This is a genomic window from Streptomyces pyxinae, assembly GCF_024756275.1.
GTDB classification, from domain to species: Bacteria; Actinomycetota; Actinomycetes; order Streptomycetales; family Streptomycetaceae; genus Streptomyces; species Streptomyces pyxinae.
Genome location: NZ_JANUGQ010000004.1, coordinates 266,657 through 286,007, shown reverse-complemented (window position 1 = coordinate 286,007; position 19,351 = coordinate 266,657). Strand labels below are relative to the sequence as shown.

The following is a 19,351-nucleotide window of genomic DNA, read 5'->3' as shown; positions in this document are numbered from 1 at the left end:
CGGGGACCCGCCGCCCCATGACGCACGGGCGGAGCGGAACATTAGACTCGACCGAATCGGCATCTCGACCAGCTCAACACGCAAGGAGGCACGGGTGGCTCTGCTGACCCGTATCAGGGACCCGCGCGATCTCGACCGGCTCTCCCCGGAGCAGTTGGAGGAGCTGGCCGCGGAGATCCGGACCTTCCTCGTCGAAGCGGTCTCCAAGACCGGTGGCCACCTCGGCCCGAATCTGGGCGTCGTCGAACTGACCATCGCCCTGCACCGGGTCTTCGAATCCCCGAAGGACAAGATCCTCTGGGACACCGGACACCAGTCGTACGTCCACAAGCTGCTCACCGGCCGTCAGGACTTCTCCCGGCTGAAGATGAAGGGTGGCCTCTCCGGCTACCCGGCGCGTGCCGAGTCCGAGCACGATGTCATCGAGAACAGCCACGCCTCCACCGTCCTCGGCTGGGCCGACGGCCTCGCCAAGGCGAACGAGGTGCTGAAACGCGACGACCACGTGGTCGCCGTGATCGGTGACGGCGCCCTCACCGGCGGTATGGCCTGGGAGGCGCTCAACAACATCGCGGAGGCCAAGGACCGCCCGCTGGTCATCGTGGTCAACGACAACGAGCGCTCCTACGCGCCGACCATCGGCGGCCTGGCCAACCACCTCGCGACGCTGCGCACCACCGACGGCTACGAGCGCTTCCTGGCCCGCACCAAGGACATCCTGGACCGGACCCCGGTGGTCGGGAAGCCGCTGTACGAGACGCTGCACGGCGCCAAGAAGGGCCTCAAGGACTTCATCGCCCCGCAGGGCATGTTCGAGGACCTGGGCCTGAAGTACGTCGGCCCGATCGACGGCCATGACATCGAGGCGCTGGAGTCGGCACTCACCCGGGCCAAGCGGTTCGGCGGCCCGGTGATCGTGCACTGCCTCACCGAGAAGGGCCGCGGCTACCAGCCCGCCCTCCAGGACGAGGCCGACCGCTTCCACGCCGTCGGCAAGATCCACCCGGACACCGGCCTGCCGATCGCCACCTCCGGCGCCGACTGGACCTCGGTCTTCGCGGACGAGATGGTCGAGCTGGGCAAGGAGCGCGAGGACATCGTCGCGATCACCGCGGCCATGCTCCAGCCGGTCGGCCTGGACAAGTTCGCCAGGGCGTTCCCCGACCGGGTGTACGACGTGGGCATCGCCGAGCAGCACGGTGCCGTCTCCGCCGCCGGGCTCGCCACCGGAGGGCTCCACCCGGTCTTCGCGGTGTACGCCACCTTCCTCAATCGTGCCTTCGACCAGGTGCTGATGGATGTGGCCCTCCACAAGTGCGGTGTGACCTTCGTACTGGACCGGGCGGGTGTCACCGGCACCGACGGCGCCTCGCACAACGGCATGTGGGACATGTCGATCCTCCAGGTCGTGCCGGACCTCCGGATCGCCGCCCCGCGCGACGCCGACCAGGTCCGGGCCCAGTTGCGGGAGGCCGTGGCGGTGGAGGACGCGCCGACCGTGGTCCGCTACTCCAAGGGCGCGGTCGGCCCGGCGGTGGAGGCCGTCGGCCGGATCGGCGGCATGGACGTGCTGCGTGAGGCCGGGGCGGACCGGCCCGATGTGCTGCTGGTCTCGGTGGGCGCCCTCGCCCCGATGTGCCTGGAGATCGCGGATCTGCTGGACAAGCAGGGCATCTCCACCACGGTGGTGGACCCCCGCTGGGTCAAGCCGGTGGACGACGCCCTGCCGCCGCTGGCCGCCGGCCACCGGGTGGTCGTCACCGTCGAGGACAACGGCCGGGTCGGTGGCGTCGGCTCGGCGGTCGCCCAGGCGCTGCGCGACGCGGGCGTGGACGTGCCGCTGCGTGACTTCGGCATCCCGCCGCGCTTCCTGGACCACGCCTCCCGCAAGGAGGTGCTGGCGGAGATCGGCCTCACCGCCCCGGACATCGCCCGCCAGGTGACCGGGCTCGTCGCCAAGCTGGACGGCCGCTACGAGGACGCCGCCGCCGCGGACGACGCCGAGGTGGCCACCGCGCGCGACTGATCCGCGGGCGACTGATCCGCACGGCGGCCGGCGACCGCCCGCCGCCGTGCGGGGGCTCCACGAGCCTCCGCATGCCAGGAGAGGGAGGGCCCGGGGCACGCCGTACGCCCCGGGCCCTCCCTCTTCCCGAGCGGGTCCCGAGCGGTCCCGGCCACCGGAGCGTGTTGAGCCGGTCGGAGTATCCCCAGGGGGTTCCCAGCGGTCCTTTTGTGTGAAAGGCATACCCGAGGGCGAGCGCCATTCGGCGCTCCTCTCGAACATGGGCTGGACAGGCCGATGGCTACGGAGGTACGCCGGTGAGCACGGAGCAGCCAGCACGCGATACCGGAATGTTCCGGACGAAAAGCGTCGAGCAATCCATTCAGGACACCGAGGAGCCGGAGCACGCGCTCAAGAAGACGCTCTCCGCCTGGGACCTCACGGTCTTCGGTGTCGGTGTGATCATCGGCACCGGCATCTTCGTCCTCACCGGCAAGGTCGCCAAGGAGACGGCAGGCCCCGCCACCGCCCTGGCCTTCGTCACAGCGGGGATCGTCTGCGCGCTGGCCGCCCTCTGCTACGCGGAGTTCGCCTCCACCGTCCCGGTCGCGGGCTCGGCGTACACCTTCGCCTACGCCTCCCTCGGCGAGCTGCCCGCCTGGATCATCGGCTGGGACCTGGTGCTGGAGTTCGCCCTCGGCACGGCGGTGGTCGCGGTCGGCTGGTCCGGCTATGTGCGCTCGCTCTTCGACAACCTGGGCTGGCATCTGCCCGCCGTCCTGGAGGGTCCGGACGTACCCGGCGGCACCTTCGACCTGCTGGCCTTCCTGCTGGTCCTGGTGCTCACCGCGGTCCTGGTCGTCGGCATGAAACTCTCCGCCCGGATCACCGCGGTCGTGGTGGCGATCAAGGTGACCGTGGTGATGATCGTGATCATCGCGGGCCTCTTCTTCATCGTCGGCGACAACTACTCGCCCTTCATCCCCGACCCGGTCACCCCGCCCACCAGCTCCGGCTGGGACGCCCCGCTGGTTCAGACGATCTTCGGATACGCGCCCACCAACTTCGGCGTCATGGGCATCTTCACCGCCGCCTCGGTCGTCTTCTTCGCCTTCATCGGCTTCGACGTGGTGGCCACCGCCGCCGAGGAGACCCGGCTCCCGCAGCGCGACATGCCGCGCGGCATCCTCGGCTCGCTGCTCATCTGCACCGTGCTGTACGTCGCCGTCTCGCTGGTCGTCACCGGTATGCAGAACTACAGCAGGCTCTCGGTCAGCGCCCCGCTCGCCGACGCCTTCAAGGACGTCGGCCACCCCGTCTACGGCGGGATCATCAGCTTCGGCGCCGCCGTCGGTCTGACCACCGTCTGCCTGATCCTGCTTCTCGGCCAGACCCGGGTCTTCTTCGCGATGAGCCGCGACGGACTGCTGCCCCGCTTCTTCTCCATCACCCACCCGCGCTTCCGCACGCCCTACCGCCCGACCATCCTGCTCGGTGTGGTCATCGCCGTCGTCGCGGGCTTCACCAGCATCAACGAGCTGGCCACCCTGGTGAACATCGGCACCCTCTTCGCCTTCGTGGTGGTCGCCCTCGGCGTGATCATCCTGCGCCGTACCCGCCCCGACCTGCACCGTGCCTTCCGCACCCCCTGGGTCCCGGCCCTCCCGATCCTGTCGGTCGCCGCCTCCGTCTGGTTGATGCTCAACCTGCCGGGCGAGACCTGGTTCCGATTCGCCGTCTGGATGGTGATCGGCATCGTCGTCTACGCCCTCTACGGCCGCTCCCACAGCCGTCTCGCCACCCGGGCCCGGGGCGAGCGGCTCCCCTGACCGCCCCCGCGGTGCCGCCCGGCCCATGTGCCCGAAAACCGTCCGGGCCGGGGCGGTCCGCCCCTAGCGTGACCCCATGCCGTTGTTCCGGAGCTCCAGGAGACCCAAGAGACAGCCGTTGGCCCACACGGGGCCGGCCCCGGACTGGTGCCCGTGGTTCACCCCGGCGGAGTGGGCGGCCTTCCGGGAAGCCCTCGCCTCCGTCTTCCGCGATGCCGGGCCCGGCATCGCGGGCGGCGGCGCCGGGCCGGGGGAGGAGCGGTTCGTCCATCTGGGCCGGGCGGACGGGCACCATGTCCCGCTGGACCTCGGCCGGCTCGCGGCCGAGATCCGGCCGCTGCCCCGCTGGGAGTGGCCGGCCGCGCTGCTCCGGCTCACCGCGGAGGCCGAGCGCGGCCTCGCCGCCCTGGACGTTTTCGGGGGGCTCGCCCCCGATGACGTACCGGCCCTGCTGCTGCCCCGGCTCCGGCGGCCCGACGACATACCCGACGGGGTGGTGCACGGGACGCTCACCGACGAGCTGTCCGTCCTGGTGTTCGTCCGGGTGGGCGACCGGGCACACCCGCTCCCGGCCGAGCGTGCCGAGCGGTGGGGGATGACCCCCGAGGCGGCGCTGCGGCGCGCCCTCGCCAACCTCCACCACGATCCGGTCGCCCTCGGCCACGACGGCGACCGCGCGATGGTGAACGCCGAGAGCCCGGCCGGCTTCACCTCGGCCCATCTGCTGCGGGTGCCCGAGCTCCTCACCACCCCCGCCCCGCACGGCATCCTGGCGATGGTGCCGTACGAGGGCTCTCTCTTCTTCACGGCCCTGAACGCCGGGGAACCGCGGTGGCAGCTCATCGGCTGCGCGGAGACCGTCGAGAAGCACTGGGCCGAGCAGCCACCCGAACGGCGGTTGTGCTCCCGGGTGCTCTGGATGTATGAGGGCTCGGTGGAGTCCATCGGTGTGACCCCGGCGCCTCCGGGCAGCTCCGCCCCCGGGGTCGTCACCGGTTCGGAGCGCTTCCTCGCCGTGCTCTCCCGGCTGTCACCGGACGGGATCGTCTTCGACTGAGCCCGCCCGGAGGTACGCCCCCGCTCCGTTCCGCACGGGCCCCGCACCCGCGATCCGGCCCCGCGCGGACACCGCGCGGCGTCCGGGGTCCGGCCCGCGCGCGGGTGGCAGCGGCCGGACGCCCGGCGAGGCGCCGCCATGGCTCCGTCTCCGGCGCGGCCCGCCCCGGCCCCGTACCGGCGGGCGGTCCGGCGGAGGCGCCACCCGGGGGACCCGCACCGACGCGCCATCGGTACGGCGCCCGGCCGGACGACCCCGCCCGGCCCGGGGACCCGGAGCCCCGGCACCTGGGCGCCCGGCGATCGCGCCCCGCCGGCAGGGCGGGGACGGTCTATCGCACCGCCGACGGCCCCACGCACTCCGCGCCGTGCGCGGCGACCCGGCGGCGCAGCTCCCGGTCGGCCGTGACCACCACGCACGGCCGGTCCGCCGCCGCCCGGACCAGCTCCACGATCCGGTCGTCCCCGCTGCCGGGCGCCTCGACCACCCGGACCCCCGGCACCGGGGCCACACCCCGGGCCCGGCCCTCCACGACCAGCACCACCTCCAGCGGCCCGGGCAGCCCGGCCGCCCCCGTCTCCGCCAGCGGCACCAGCCGGTCCCGCAGCCGCTCGGCCGCGCCGAACCGGTCGCGCCACCAGCCGTCCGGCACCGAACCCACCACATTGGCGCCGTCCACGATCAGCAGCGCACCGCCGTCCACGCTCACGTGTCGTCCTCACTCATGTGACGTCCTCGCTCATGCGACCAGGGTGCCAGGCGGCGAGGCCCGCTCCGGACCCGCCGGACCCGCTCCGGGTCTGGCCGGATTTGGGCTGTCCGGGTGAGCCGCTCGTAGAATCGCCGGATGAGCTCCCCCGACGACGGCCGGGCCACCGGCACAGGCTCCCCGACCGACGACGGCGCCCCGGACGGTCGTACCGCCGGCGGCTTCGCATCCGACGACGGGTTCCCGTTCGACGACCCGGGCTTCCCGGAGGACCCCGGGTTCCCCGAGGACCACCCGCCCGAGGACTTTCCCGAGGACCCGGCGTACGAGCACGCGTACCCGGCCGGCGAACCGGCCGCCTTGTCCGGTGGCGCCGCCGGCCGCCCGGCCGCCGGGGCGTTCGTCGGCGAGGCGCCCCTGACCGTGCTGAGCCGGGTCTTCGGCTACGACTCCTTCCGCGGCGAGCAGGCGGAGATCATCGACCAGGTGGCCGGCGGCGGTGACGCGCTGGTCCTGATGCCGACCGGCGGCGGCAAGTCGCTCTGCTACCAGATCCCCGCCCTGGTCCGCCCGGGTGTCGGGGTGGTGATCTCACCGCTCATCGCCCTGATGCAGGACCAGGTGGACGCGCTGCGGGCCCTCGGGGTCCGGGCAGGTTTCCTCAACTCCACCCAGGACCTGGACGAACGGCGGCTGGTGGAGGCCGAGTTCGCCGCCGGGGAGCTGGACCTGCTCTACCTCGCCCCGGAGCGGCTGCGGGTCGAGTCGACGCTCGCCATGCTGGATCGCGGCACCGTCTCGCTCTTCGCCATCGACGAGGCGCACTGCGTCGCCCAGTGGGGCCACGACTTCCGGCCCGACTACCTCCAGCTCTCGGCCCTCCACGAGCGCTGGCCCGACGTCCCGCGCATCGCGCTCACCGCGACCGCCACCCGCGCCACCCACACCGAGATCGCCGGCCGGCTGCGCCTCCAGGACGCCCGGCACTTCGTCGCCAGCTTCGACCGGCCCAACATCCAGTACCGGATCGTCCCCAAGAACGAGCCCAAGCGGCAGCTCCTGGAACTGCTGCGCGGGGAGCACCAGGGCGACGCGGGCATCGTCTACTGCCTCTCCCGGGCCTCGGTCGAGAAGACGGCCGCCTTCCTGGTCGAGAACGGCATCGACGCCGTCCCGTACCACGCCGGTCTGGACGCCCGGGTCCGCGCCGAGAACCAGGCCCGCTTCCTCCGCGAGGACGGTCTGATCGTGGTCGCGACCATCGCCTTCGGCATGGGCATCGACAAGCCGGACGTCCGCTTCGTCGCCCATCTGGACCTGCCCAAGTCGGTGGAGGGCTACTACCAGGAGACCGGCCGCGCGGGCCGGGACGGACTGCCGTCCACCGCCTGGCTGGCGTACGGCCTCCAGGACGTGGTGCAGCAGCGCAAGATGATCGACGGCTCCGAGGGCGACGCCGAGCACCGCCGCCGGCTCGCCGCCCATCTGGACGCCATGCTGGCGCTCTGCGAGACCGTGGAGTGCCGCCGGGTACGGCTGCTGGCCTACTTCGGCCAGGAGAGCACCCCGTGCGGCAACTGCGACACCTGTCTCACCCCGCCCAAGTCCTGGGACGGCACCGTCGCCACGCAGAAGCTGCTCTCCACGGTGGTGCGGCTGAAGCGGGAGCGGAACCAGAAGTTCGGCGCCGGCCAGCTCATCGACATCCTGCTCGGCCGCAAGACCGCCAAGGTGATCCAGTTCGACCACGACGCGCTCAGCGTCTTCGGCATCGGCACCGAGCTGACCGAGGCCCAGTGGCGGGGCGTGGTGCGCCAGGTGCTCGCCCAGGGGCTGCTCGCCGTCGAGGGCGACTACGGCACCCTGGTCCTGGGCGACGCCGCCGGCGAGGTGCTGGGCGGCCGGCGCCAGGTGGCGCTGCGCAGTGAACCCGAGCGCCCGGCCCGCGCGGCCCGGGGCGGGAAGTCCGGCGGCGGCTCGCGCAAGGCGCCGCCCGCCGATCTGCCGGCCGAGGCGGTACCGGTCTTCGAGCGGCTGCGCGCCTGGCGGGCGGCGACCGCCAAGGAGCAGGGCGTCCCGGCGTATGTGATCTTCCACGACGCCACCCTGCGCGAGATCGCCGCCGCTCCGCCGGCCACCCTGGCCGACCTGGGCGGGGTGAGCGGCGTCGGCGAGAACAAGCTCGCCAAGTACGGCCAGTCGATCCTGGACGCCCTCGCCGGGCCCGCCGAAGGAGAGTGAGGAGCCCGGACCAAGCTCCTGCCGCCGGTGCCACGCGTACGGTATCGGCGGCATATGACACCGGGCGGGCGGTACGGGGAGAACCTCTCCCGTACCGCCCGCCCGGTCGTCATCCCGGTTCCGGTCCGCCGGTCCGCCTGCCGTCCCGTCACGCCGGGACGGCAGGCACAGGGCCGGGGGCCCCGTTACGCAGGGACGCTCGCCACGCCCTGGGCGAGGAACGGCTTGCCGTTCACCCGCTGCGAGACGCCCTCGCGGTCCAGATACGGGGTGAGACCGCCCAGGTGGAACGGCCAGCCGGCGCCGGTGATCAGGCACAGGTCGATGTCCTGCGCCTCCGCGACCACGCCCTCCTCCAGCATCAGGCCGATCTCCCGTGCCACCGCGTCGAGCACCCGCTCGCGCACCTGGTCCTCGGTGAGCACCGTGTCGCCCTGCTTCAGCAGCGCGGCGACCTCCGGGTCCAGCTCCGGCTTGCCGGAGTCGTAGACGTAGAAGCCGCGCTTGCCCGCCTTGACGACGGCCGCCAGGTTCGGGGAGACCGTGAAGCGGTCCGGGAAGGCCCGGTTGAGGGTCTCCGACACATGCAGACCGATCGCCGGGCCGACCAGCTCCAGCAGCACCAGCGGCGACATCGGCAGCCCGAGCGGCTCCACCGCGCGCTCCGCCACCTCGACCGGGGTGCCCTCGTCGATGACGTTCTGGATCTCGCCCATGAAGCGGGTCAGGATGCGGTTCACGACGAACGCCGGGGCGTCCTTCACCAGCACCGCGGTCTTCTTCAGCTTCTTGGCCGCGCCGAACGCGGTCGCCAGCGCGGCGTCGTCGGTCCGCTCGCCGCGCACGATCTCCAGCAGCGGCAGCACGGCCACCGGGTTGAAGAAGTGGAAGCCGACGACCCGCTCCGGGTGCTGGAGCTTCGAGGCCATCTCGGAGACCGAGAGCGAGGAGGTGTTGGTGGCGAGGACGGCGTGCGCCGGGGCGACGGCCTCCACCTCGGCGAACACCTTCTGCTTGACCGACATCTCCTCGAACACGGCCTCGATGATGAAGTCCGCGTCCGCGAAGCCCTCGGCCTTGTCCAGCACACCGGTCACCAGGGCCTTGAGGCGGTTGGCCTTGTCCTGGTTGATCCGGCCCTTGCCGAGCAGCTTCTCGATCTCGGCACGGACATAGCCGACGCCCTTGTCCACCCGCTCCTGGTCGATGTCGGTCAGGACGACCGGCACCTCCAGACGGCGCAGGAAGAGCAGGGCCAGCTGCGAGGCCATCAGACCGGCGCCCACGACGCCGACCTTGGTGACCGGGCGGGCCAGGTTCTTGTCCGGGGCGCCGGCCGGCCGCTTGGCCCGCTTCTGCACCAGGTTGAAGGCGTAGATGCCGCTGCGCAGCTCGCCGCCCATGATCAGGTCGGCCAGCGCGGCGTCCTCGGCGTCGAAGCCCTTCTGGACGTCGCCGTCCTTGGCCGCCTCGATGATGTCCAGGGCGCGGTACGCCGCCGGGGCCGCGCAGTGCACCTTGGCGTCGGCGATCGCCCGGCCGCGCGCCACCGCCTGGTCCCAGCCCTCGCCGCGGTCCACCTCGGGACGCTCGACCGCCAGCTCGCCCTTGAGGACGGCGGCGGTCCAGATCAGCGACTGCTCCAGGAAGTCGGCGCCCTCGAAGATGGCGTCCGCGATGCCCAGCTCGTAGACCTGGGCGCCCTTCAGCTGGCGGTTCTGGCTGAGCGAGTTCTCGATGATCACCGATACCGCGCGGTCCGCGCCGATCAGGTTCGGCAGCAGGGCGCAGCCGCCCCAGCCCGGCACCAGACCGAGGAAGACCTCGGGCAGCGAGAAGGCGGGCACGGCCGCCGAGACGGTCCGGTAGGCGCAGTGCAGACCGACCTCGACACCGCCGCCCATCGCCGCGCCGTTGTAGTACGCGAAGGTCGGCACGGCCAGCCTGGCCAGCCGCTTGAAGACCTCGTGGCCGCCCTTGCCGATGGCGAGCGCGTCCTCGTGGCGCTTCAGCAGCTCGACGCCCTTGAGGTCGGCACCGACGGCGAAGATGAACGGCTTGCCGGTGATGCCGACGCCGACGATCGTGCCCTCGCCGGCCTCCCTCTCGACCTGGTCGATGGCCGCGTCGAGGTTGGCCAGCGACTGCGGGCCGAAGGTGGTCGGCTTGGTGTGGTCGTGGCCGTTGTCCAGGGTGATCAGCGCGAACCGCCCCGCCCCGGCGGGCAGGTCCAGGTGGCGTACATGGGCCTGGGTGACGACCTCGTCCGGGAAGAGCTCGGCGGCGCCCTTCAGAAGCTCGGCGGTGCTGCTCACTTGGTGCCTCCGGCGTCCTTGTGGTGCGGGTTCTCCCAGATGACCGTGGCGCCCATGCCGAAGCCGACGCACATGGTGGTGAGGCCGTAGCGGACCTCCGGCTGCTCCTCGAACTGCCGGGCCAGCTGCGTCATCAGCCGGACGCCGGAGGAGGCCAGCGGGTGACCGAACGCGATCGCCCCGCCGTACTGGTTGACGCGCGCGTCGTCGTCGGCGATGCCGTAGTGGTCCAGGAAGGCCAGCACCTGGACGGCGAACGCCTCGTTGATCTCAAAGAGATTGATGTCGCCGATGGCCAGCCCGGCCTTGGCGAGGGCCTTCTCGGTGGCGGGGATCGGGCCGTAACCCATGACCTCCGGCTCGACGCCGGCGAAGGCGTACGAGACCAGCCGCATCTTGACCGGCAGGCCGTTCTCGCGGGCGAACTCCTCGGAGGCGATGATCGACGCGGTGGCGCCGTCGTTGAGCCCCGCGGCGTTGCCGGCGGTGACCCGGCCGTGCACCCGGAACGGCGTCTTCAGGCCGGCCAGGTTCTCCAGCGTGGTGCCCGGGCGCATCGGCTCGTCGGCCGTGACCAGACCCCAGCCGGTCTCGCCCGCCTCCGGGTTGGTGCGGCGCACCGAGATCGGCACCAGATCCTGCTGGATCTTGCCGTTGGCGTACGCCTTGGCCGCCTTCTCCTGCGAGCGCACGGCGTACTCGTCGGCGCGCTGCTTGGTGATGTGCGGGTAGCGGTCGTGCAGGTTCTCCGCCGTCATGCCCATGAACAGGGCCGACTCGTCCACCAGCTTCTCGCTGACGAACCGCGGGTTGGGGTCGACGCCCTCGCCCATCGGGTGGCGGCCCATGTGCTCGACACCACCGGCGATCACGGCGTCGTACGCGCCGAAGGCGATCGAACCGGCCGTCGACGTCACGGCGGTCAGCGCGCCCGCGCACATCCGGTCGATGGAGTACCCCGGCACGGACTGCGGCAGCCCCGCCAGAATGCCGGCCGTCCGGCCCAGGGTGAGCCCCTGGTCCCCGATCTGGGTGGTGGCGGCGATGGCCACCTCGTCGACCTTCTTGGGGTCGAGCGCCGGGTTGCGGCGCAGCAGCTCCCGGATGGCCTTGACAACGAGGTCGTCGGCGCGGGTCTCGTGGTAGATGCCCTTCGGGCCCGCCTTGCCGAACGGGGTGCGGACGCCGTCGACGAAGACGACGTCCCTGACGGTACGAGGCACGATGGCTCTCCTCCAGGGTGCGGGGTGGCACTGCTGCGGGCGCACGGCTAAGCGCGCGCTTGCGCCCTCATGCTACTTATGAGTAACCAACCTGCCCAGTCCCCCCGCCCGGAGCGGCGAACCTCACACCGCCCCCACCCCCGACACCCCCTTTGTACGGGCCCGACGCCCCGCCCGCCGGGCGCGCGGCGCCGCGATCGACGCCCCTTTCTGGCATCTACGCCCCTTGTGTCCTGAAGAGTCGCAATCCACGAAAGTTGCTCAATCCCCTCCCCGCCCACGCTAAAGTCGCTGGTCAGCTCCTGTGCTCCCCGCGTATGCGGGGGTGCCCCCCCCGGCCCTCTCGTTCGTTCTGGTTCCACCGTGTGCTCCCCGCGTATGCGGGGGTGACCCCTGACGAAGAGCCGTGAACCGAACCACTACCAAGTGCTCCCCGCGTATGCGGGGGTGACCCCTCCGGCACGCCCGCGCCCGACGCGGCCCGTCGGTGCTCCCCGCACATGCAAAGGCGGCCCCTCCGTAAGACAAGAGAGGAACCGCCCCAGGCGGGAAACGGGCCGGTGGGCGCGCGCGGGGTCAGCTCTTCGGCTGCTCCTGGAGTGCCGCGACGAGCAGCGGGGTGACCTGGGCGATCTGCCAGGGGCGGGCGCCGTGGGTGGTGAGGGCGGCGGCCAGGGACTCGGGGGCCGGGTCGGCGGGGGGCTCCCAGCAGACGCGGCGCACGGTGTCCGGGGTGATCAGGTTCTCCGGCGGCAGGTTCAGCCGCTCGGCCAGGGCCGTGACGCCCGAGCGGGCGGCGGTCAGCCGGGCGGCCGCCGCCGGGTCCTTCTCCGCCCAGGCGCGGGGCGGCGGCGGCCCCGCGAGCTGCTGGCCCGGCTGGGGGAGCTGGGCCTCCGGCAGGGCGCGGGCGCGGTCCACGGCGGCCTGCCACTGCTCCAGCTGCCGGCGGCCCATCCGGTGGCCGTATCCCGGCAGGGCGGCGAGCGCCTGGGCGTGTGGCGGCACGGCGAGCGCGGCCTCGATGATGGCGGCGTCGCTCAGCACCTTGCCGGGCGACACGTCCCGGCGCTGGGCGATCCGGTCGCGCGCGGTCCACAGCTCACGTACCACCGCCATCTGCCGGCGGCGGCGCACCTTGTGCATGCCCGAGGTGCGGCGCCAGGGGTCCTTGCGCGGCGGCGGCGGGGGAGCGGCGGCGATCGCGGCGAACTCCTGGTGCGCCCAGTCCAGCTTGCCCTGCCGGTCCAGCTCCTTCTCCAGTGCGTCCCGCAGGTCGACGAGCAGCTCGACGTCCAGCGCGGCGTACCGGAGCCAGGGCTCGGGGAGCGGGCGGGTGGACCAGTCGACGGCCGAGTGCCCCTTCTCCAAGGCGTACCCGAGCACCGATTCGACCATGGCGCCGAGGCCCACTCGCGGGAAGCCCGCGAGCCGTCCGGCCAGCTCGGTGTCGAAGAGGCTGGTGGGGGTCATGCCTATGTCCCGGAGACAGGGCAGGTCCTGGGTGGCGGCGTGCAGGATCCACTCGGTGCCGGCGAGGGCCTCGCCCAGGCCGGAGAGGTCCGGGCAGCCGACCGGGTCGATCAGCGCGGTGCCCGCCCCGGCGCGGCGCAGCTGCACCAGATAGGCGCGCTGGCCGTAGCGGTATCCGGACGCGCGTTCGGCATCCACGGCGACGGGTCCGGTGCCACCGGCGAAGGCGGCGATCACTTCGGCGAGGGCGTGCTCGTCGGCCACGACGGGCGGGATGCCCTCGCGGGGCTCCAGCAGGGGGATGGGCGCTCCGTCGGCGCCGGCGGCTGCGACGCCGTCGTCCGGGGGGCCGCCCCCGGCGGTTCGCAGTGCTGTCTCTGCTGCGGTCTCTTGGGCGTCGGTCACCTGTCAAGGGTATCCGCGAACGGCAGGCGCCCGTCGCCGGAACGTTCCGTCGACGGGCGCTCACAGGGTCGGGAACCGGTCAGTGGATGATTCCCGTACGAAGTGCCACCGCGACCATGCCCGCTCTGTCGCCGGTGCCGAGCTTGCGGGCGATCCGCGCCAGGTGGCTCTTGACGGTCAGCGCGGAGAGTCCCATCGAGACCCCGATCGCCTTGTTCGACTGTCCCTCGGCCACCAGGCGGAGCACCTCCACCTCGCGCCCGGAGAGCTCGCGGTAGCCGCCCGGGTGGCTCGGGGCGCCGGGGGGACGGCGGTGCATCCGGGCGGCGCCGATGGGGGCGGCGCCGGGACGGGTCGGGTGGCCGATATTCGTACGCGTACCGGTGACGACATATCCCTTGACACCGCCGGCCAGTGCGTTGCGCACGGCGCCGATGTCGTCGGCGGCCGAGAGGGCCAGGCCGTTGGGCCAGCCGGCCGCGCGGGTCTCGGACAGCAGGGTGAGCCCGGAGCCGTCGGGCAGATGGACGTCGGCAACGCAGATGTCGCGCGGGTTGCCGATTCGGGGGCGGGCCTCCGCGATGGACGACGCCTCGATGACATCACGTACTCCGAGAGCCCAGAGATGGCGGGTCACGGTGGAACGGACGCGCGGGTCGGCCACGACGACCATGGCCGTCGGCTTGTTCGGGCGGTAGGCGACCAGGCTTGCGGGCTGCTCAAGGAGAACGGACACCAGGCCTCCTGGGAAGGTCGGGACACATCCGGCTCGGGGAAGAAGCCGGGCGAACCGTGCGGGAAGGGTCACAGACCTCTTCGGCAGCAATCCCGTCGGCCTTTAGGAAACGATCACGTTTTGATGACCAGAAATCTTCGCATTCGATGCAATTCGGACGAGTGATCGATGATATGACCATCCCCCGAGCGCCCCTGAGTGCTCTCACGAGCCCCTCGGCGCCCCTCGGCGCCCCTCGGCGCCCCTCGGGCCCCTGTGCCCCTCGGGCCCCTGAGCGCCCCCGGATGAGCTCAGGCGCCCCCGCGCGCCCCCGAAGACTCCCGAATGCTCCTCGTCAGACCCAGCCGGCGGTCGCGGCCCCCGGCCGGCCCGGTCAGGGCTGCCGGGGGCCCCGGCGCTGGGGCAGTGAGACGACGCCCGCGCCCGGCTCGGCCGGCCCGGGGGCCGACGGCGGCAGTCCCGCGATCTGGCAGAGCAGGTCGCACCAGGCCGCCAGGTGCGCCCCGGTGTCCGGCACCCCGTTCCGGTCCTCGCGCGGCGTCCAGGAGGCACGGATCTCGATCTGGGTCGCCGGGCGGCGGTCGCTGAGGCCGCCGAAGTAGTACGACCCCGACCGCGTCACCGTGCCGCCCGGCGCGCCGTACGCCAGCCCCCGCGCCTCCAGCGCCCCGGTCAGCCAGGACCAGCAGACCTCCGGCAGCAGCGGGTCCGTCGCCATCTCCGGCTCCAGCTCGGCCCGGACCAGGGTCACCAGCCGGAAGGTGCCCTCCCACCCCTCGTGACCGGCCGGATCGTGCAGCAGCACCAGCCGGCCGTCGGCCAGGTCCTCGTCGGCCTCCACCACGGCCGCCTCCACCGCGTGCGCGTACGGGGCGAGCCGCTGCGGCGCCCGGGTCGGCTCGACCTCGATCTCCGGGCGCAGCCGCACCGTGCGCAGCGCGTCCACCGCCAGCCGGAAGGCGGCCGGCGGAGCCTCCTCCTCGGTGCCGTCCGGTTTCCGGGTGCCGCCGGAATGATCGGAAAAATGTCCCTGAGCCGCAGCCATGCGGGGAAGCGTAGGCGGAAGCCGGGCCCTGTGCGGGGAGGGACACCCGGGCCGGGCAGGCGGCTTCCCGCCGCGTGCGAAGATTCTTGGCGTGAGTGCCAACGACCTGCCCCCCGCCGGTGCCCAGGACCTGACCCACGCCGGTGCCGGCGCCCCGGCATCCGGCGACCCGATCCCCGCCGGAGCGGCCGGCCGCCCCGCAGGCGCCGCCGGCCGGCTCCGGACCGCCCCGTACGCCCCGGCCGCCGCCCGTGACTCCGCCTTTCTGAAGGCGTGCCGGCGCGAGCCCGTGCCGCACACGCCGGTCTGGTTCATGCGGCAGGCGGGCCGGTCGCTCCCCGAGTATCTGAAGGTCCGCGAGGGCATCCCGATGCTCGAGTCCTGCATGCGGCCCGAGCTGGTCACCGAGATCACCCTGCAGCCGGTGCGCCGCCACAAGGTCGACGCGGCCATCTACTTCAGCGACATCGTGGTCCCGCTCAAGGCCATCGGGATCGACCTCGACATCAAGCCCGGCGTCGGCCCGGTCGTCGCCGAGCCGGTCCGCCGCCGCGAGGACCTGGCCCGGCTGCGCGACCTCACCCCCGAGGACGTCGCCTATGTCACCGAGGCCATCGGCATGCTCACCGGCGAGCTGGGCGCCACCCCGCTGATCGGCTTCGCCGGCGCCCCCTTCACCCTGGCGAGCTATCTGGTGGAGGGCGGCCCCTCCCGCAACCACGAGCACACCAAGGCACTGATGTACGGCGACCCGGAGCTGTGGGCCGAGCTGCTCGACCGGCTCGCCGCCATCACCGCCGCCTTCCTGCGGGTCCAGATCGAGGCGGGCGCCTCGGCGGTGCAGCTCTTCGACTCCTGGGTCGGCGCGCTCTCCCCGGCCGACTACCGCCGCTCGGTGCTGCCGGCCTCCGCCCGGGTCTTCGACGCCGTGGCGGAATACGGCGTTCCGCGCATCCACTTCGGGGTCGGCACCGGCGAGCTGCTCGGCCTGATGGGCGAGGCGGGCGCCGATGTGGTGGGCGCCGACTGGCGGGTGCCGGTGGACGAGGCGGCCCGGCGGGTGGGCCCCGGCAAGGCGATCCAGGGCAACCTGGACCCGGCCGTCCTCTTCGCCCCCCGGCAGGCGGTGGAGTCCGCGACCGACCGGGTGCTGGCCGCCGCCTCCGGCCTGGAGGGCCACATCTTCAACCTGGGCCACGGGGTGCTGCCCGCCACCGACCCGGACGCGCTGACCCGCCTGGTGGAGCACGTCCACACCCGCACCGCGCGCTGACCCCGGGCGGGGCCTCCCGGCGCCGCCCCCGCTCCTGCCCGCGCGCCGTCGCGCCGGCGGGGGACGCCCCGGCGCCGGACACGCCCGCGCGACGGCGGGCGGGGGCGGACCACCACCGGTCCCGCCCCCGCCCCCGCCCCCGTCGCCGTACCGGCCGTACGTCACCCCGTCGTACCGGCTCATGTGTCCCGCAGGGGTCAGCCGCCCGCCGCGCGCACCGCCGACACCGCCTTGCGGGCGGCCACCTGCACCGGATCCCAGACCGGTGAGAACGGCGGGGCGTACCCCAGGTCCAGGGCCACCAACTGCTCCACCGTCATCCCGGCCGTCAGCGCCACCGCCGCGATGTCCACCCGCTTCGCCGCGCCCTCCCGGCCCACGATCTGCGCCCCCAGCAGCCGCCCGGTCCGCCGCTCGGCCAGCACCTTCACCGTCATCGGGGCCGCCCCCGGGTAGTAGCCCGCCCGGCTGGTGGCCTCCACCGTCGCCGTGACGAACCGCAGCCCCGCCGCCCGGGCGTCCTTCTCCCGCAGCCCGGTGCGCGCGATCTCCAGCGAGCAGACCTTGCTCACCGCCGTCCCCACCACACCGGGGAAGGTGCCGTAGCCGCCCGCCACATTGGCGCCGATCACCTGACCGTGCTTGTTGGCATGGGTGCCCAGCGCGATGTGCCGCTCCCGGCCCGAGACCAGGTCCAGCACCTCCACGCAGTCGCCGCCGGCCCAGACGTCCTCCCGGCCGCGCACCCGCATCGACAGATCGGTGAGCAGCCCGCCGTACTCCCCGAGCGGCAGCCCGGCCGCCCGGGCGAGCGAGGTCTCCGGCGCCACGCCCAGGCCCAGCACCACCACGTCCGCCGGGTACTCCTCCTCCGTGGTGGCCACCGCCCGGACCCGGCCGTCGTCGCCGGTGAGGATCCTGGTCACCTCGGCGCCGCCCACCGTGGTGATGCCGAGCCCGTCCATCGCCTCCCGGACCAGCCGCCCCATGTCCGGGTCGAGCGTGGACATCGGCTGCTCGCCCCGGTCGAGGACGGTCACCTCGTAGCCGCGCTTGAGCAGCGCCTCGGCCATCTCCACCCCGATGTACCCGGCGCCCACCACCACCGCGCGCCGGCCCTCCGCCGCGGCGAGCGCGTCCAGCAGCTCCCGGCCGTCGTCCAGGGTCTGCACCCCGTGCACCCCCGGCGCGTCGATCCCGGGCAGCGCGGGACGGAGCGGCCGGGCCCCGGTGGCCAGCACCAGCTTGTCGTACCCGGTCCAGGACTCCTCGCCGGACTCCAGGTCCCGGGCCCGGACCCGCTGCCGCTCCAGGTCTAGTTCGGTGACCTCGGTGCGCATCCGCAGCGCGATCCCGCGCTCCCGGTGCTGCTCGGGGGTACGGGCCACCAGCTCGTCCGGCCCGTCCACGTCCCCGCCGACCCAGTACGGGATCCCGCAGGCGGAGTACGAGGTGAAGTGGCCGCGCTCGAAGGCGACGATCTCCAGTTCGTCCGGGCCCCTGAGCCGCCGGGCGCCGGACGCGGCCGCCATGCCCGCCGCGTCCCCGCCGACCACCACCAGCCGCTCCGGCCGCCGCCCTCCCGGGCCTGCCCGCCCCGCCGTCCCCACCCGCTCCGACTGCTCCGACCGGTCTGCCTGTTCCGACCGTTCCGACTCTTCCGGCTGTCCCCGCTCTTCCGACCGGTCTGCCTGCTCCGACTGCTTCGCCATGCGGGACACGCTACGGCGCGGTCACCCGGTGCCGCCGGACGGGCCGTCGTCCGACGGGCCGGTGGAGCCCTGGTCCGGGGCGTCCGGGGCGCCCGGGCCCCCGGGGGCGTCCTGGGCACCCGGGGCGGGGGAGCGGTGCGCCGGCCAGGCCGCCGGGAACCCGCCCGCCGGGGCGCCCGGGGTGTGCGCCGGGCGCCGGGCGGTGCGCGGCCGGACGAACCGGCGCCACAGCAGATATCCGGCCAGTGCCACCGCCAGCCACGGGGCCACCGCGGCCAGGACCACCGCCACCCAGGCCACCGAGGCGACCAGGGTCCGCCAGCCGGCCGCCAGCGCCTCCAGGAAGCCCGGCCGCTCGTCGTCCCGGTCCCGGACGGCCGCGCCGGGCTCGGTGATCCGCAGAGTGATCGTCGCCAGCGACGTACGGTCCCGCAGCGAGGACTGCTGGGCCAGCAGCGCCTCCAGATCGGCCTGACGCCTGCTCAGCTCGCCTTCCAGGGCGACCACGTCGCTCAGCGCCCCGGCCCGGTCCATCAGCGCCCGCACCCGCGCCACGCTCGCCCGCTGGCTGGCGATCCGGCTCTCCACGTCCACCACCTGGTCGGTGACGTCCTCGGCCCGCTGGGTGCGGGACAGCAGCTTCCCGGTGCCGGTCAGGGCGCTCAGCACCCGCTCGTACGACTCCTGGGGCACCCGCAGTGTGATCCGCGAGGTGACCCGGCCGCCGGCGTCCCGCCCGGTGTCCTCGCCCGCGACCTGGCCGCCGGCCCCGGTCGCGACGGTACGGGCGGTGGCCGCCGCCTTCGCCGCGTCGCCGGCCTCCACGGACAGCTCGGCCGTGCGGATCAGGAACTGGGCGGCCGGCTTCTTCGCGCCCGGTGCACCGCCGGTGGCGGGCGCGCCGCTCGGGGCGGGCCGGCCGGTGGCGTACGGCTGCCCGGGCGCGGCCGCGCCGGTGTCCTGCTTCGGGGCCGCCGCCTTGTGGTCCGACGCGCTGTCACCGGAGGAGCCGCGAGAGTCGGACGAGCCGGCGCAGCCGCTCAGCGCCAGCCCGGCGGCGAGCAGCAGGACCGCGAGTCCGCGCCGGCTCCGTCCGCCGGGCCACCGGCCCGCCGTGCCCCGCCGGTCCGGTGCGCCGGGCCGCGCCCGGAGGCCCGGCCCGCCGGCCGCGCCCCGCGGGTCCCGCTCCCCGGACCGGTCCCGCCGGCCGTCCCGTACGTCCGCCGTCATCCCTCGTCCCCCTCGCTCCCGCTGCCGGACAGCCCGGAGAGCGGCCCGAATGCCGCGCTCCCCGACACCGGTTCGACGTGCCGGTCCCGGGGATCGGTTTC

The 19,351-nt window shown here is 73.6% G+C and carries 13 protein-coding genes; 5 read left to right on the top strand and 8 right to left on the bottom strand.

Annotated elements, in window-relative coordinates; translation table 11 throughout:
- Positions 1 to 94 precede the first annotated feature (94 nt).
- The 3 genes from dxs to NX801_RS30720 all read left to right on the top strand — a co-directional run bounded on the left by dxs (position 95) and on the right by NX801_RS30720 (position 4,891).
- Positions 95 to 2,026: a 1-deoxy-D-xylulose-5-phosphate synthase gene (gene dxs, locus NX801_RS07525; RefSeq protein WP_258786332.1), complete on the top strand. Its 1,932-nt coding sequence runs from the start codon at positions 95 to 97 to the stop codon at positions 2,024 to 2,026.
- Positions 2,027 to 2,355: 329 nt separating this feature from the next.
- Positions 2,356 to 3,834, top strand: a complete 1,479-nt coding sequence (locus NX801_RS07520) for an amino acid permease (protein WP_428986084.1) — start codon at positions 2,356 to 2,358, stop codon at positions 3,832 to 3,834.
- A 118-nt stretch (positions 3,835 to 3,952) separates the two neighbouring features.
- Positions 3,953 to 4,891 carry a hypothetical protein gene (locus NX801_RS30720; RefSeq protein WP_309505798.1) on the top strand — a complete coding sequence of 313 codons (939 nt, stop codon included), beginning with the start codon at positions 3,953 to 3,955 and terminating at the stop codon, positions 4,889 to 4,891.
- Between the two features lie 331 nt (positions 4,892 to 5,222).
- On the opposite strand, the gene NX801_RS07510 is transcribed toward NX801_RS30720, so the two are convergent.
- Entirely contained in the window at positions 5,223 to 5,600 is a 378-nt protein-coding gene (locus NX801_RS07510; protein ID WP_258786330.1) for a PIN domain-containing protein, read from the bottom strand.
- Between the two features lie 138 nt (positions 5,601 to 5,738).
- Here NX801_RS07510 and recQ point away from each other — a divergent pair, with 138 nt between their 5' ends.
- Positions 5,739 to 7,841 (top strand): DNA helicase RecQ, encoded by a 2,103-nt coding sequence (gene recQ / locus NX801_RS07505; protein WP_258786329.1) that lies wholly within the window; start codon positions 5,739 to 5,741, stop codon positions 7,839 to 7,841.
- A gap of 185 nt (positions 7,842 to 8,026) precedes the next feature.
- Here recQ and NX801_RS07500 read toward each other — a convergent pair whose 3' ends face one another.
- The 5 genes from NX801_RS07500 to NX801_RS07480 form a co-directional block, all read right to left on the bottom strand.
- Complete coding sequence (locus NX801_RS07500) at positions 8,027 to 10,156, bottom strand: 3-hydroxyacyl-CoA dehydrogenase NAD-binding domain-containing protein (protein ID WP_258786328.1); 2,130 nt, start codon at positions 10,154 to 10,156, stop codon at positions 8,027 to 8,029.
- The gene (locus tag NX801_RS07495) at positions 10,153 to 11,379 is read right to left on the bottom strand and encodes a thiolase family protein (protein WP_258786327.1); all 1,227 of its coding nucleotides are present in this window, start codon (positions 11,377 to 11,379) and stop codon (positions 10,153 to 10,155) included. Before NX801_RS07495 ends, NX801_RS07500 begins: the two co-directional genes overlap by 4 nt.
- Positions 11,380 to 11,955: 576 nt before the next feature.
- The gene (locus tag NX801_RS07490) at positions 11,956 to 13,254 is read right to left on the bottom strand and encodes a ribonuclease D (protein ID WP_258786324.1); all 1,299 of its coding nucleotides are present in this window, start codon (positions 13,252 to 13,254) and stop codon (positions 11,956 to 11,958) included.
- 79 nt (positions 13,255 to 13,333) lie between these two features.
- Positions 13,334 to 13,990 carry a response regulator transcription factor gene (locus NX801_RS07485; protein ID WP_258786323.1) on the bottom strand — a complete coding sequence of 219 codons (657 nt, stop codon included), beginning with the start codon at positions 13,988 to 13,990 and terminating at the stop codon, positions 13,334 to 13,336.
- 373 nt (positions 13,991 to 14,363) lie between these two features.
- Positions 14,364 to 15,035 carry a DUF3000 domain-containing protein gene (locus tag NX801_RS07480; protein WP_258786322.1) on the bottom strand — a complete coding sequence of 224 codons (672 nt, stop codon included), beginning with the start codon at positions 15,033 to 15,035 and terminating at the stop codon, positions 14,364 to 14,366.
- Positions 15,036 to 15,300: 265 nt separating this feature from the next.
- Here NX801_RS07480 and hemE point away from each other — a divergent pair, with 265 nt between their 5' ends.
- On the top strand, positions 15,301 to 16,308 hold the full coding sequence (gene hemE, locus NX801_RS07475) for a uroporphyrinogen decarboxylase (protein WP_258786444.1): 1,008 nt from the start codon (positions 15,301 to 15,303) through the stop codon (positions 16,306 to 16,308).
- A 197-nt stretch (positions 16,309 to 16,505) separates the two neighbouring features.
- Here the strand turns inward: hemE and NX801_RS07470 are convergent, their stop codons facing one another.
- Both NX801_RS07470 and NX801_RS07465 read right to left on the bottom strand, forming a co-directional pair.
- A complete protein-coding gene (locus NX801_RS07470) occupies positions 16,506 to 18,020 on the bottom strand; it encodes an FAD-dependent oxidoreductase (RefSeq protein ID WP_309505797.1) in 1,515 nt (504 codons plus the stop codon).
- A 21-nt stretch (positions 18,021 to 18,041) separates the two neighbouring features.
- A complete protein-coding gene (locus NX801_RS07465; protein WP_258786321.1) occupies positions 18,042 to 19,250 on the bottom strand; it encodes a DUF4349 domain-containing protein in 1,209 nt (402 codons plus the stop codon).
- Between the last annotated feature and the right edge of the window lie 101 nt (positions 19,251 to 19,351).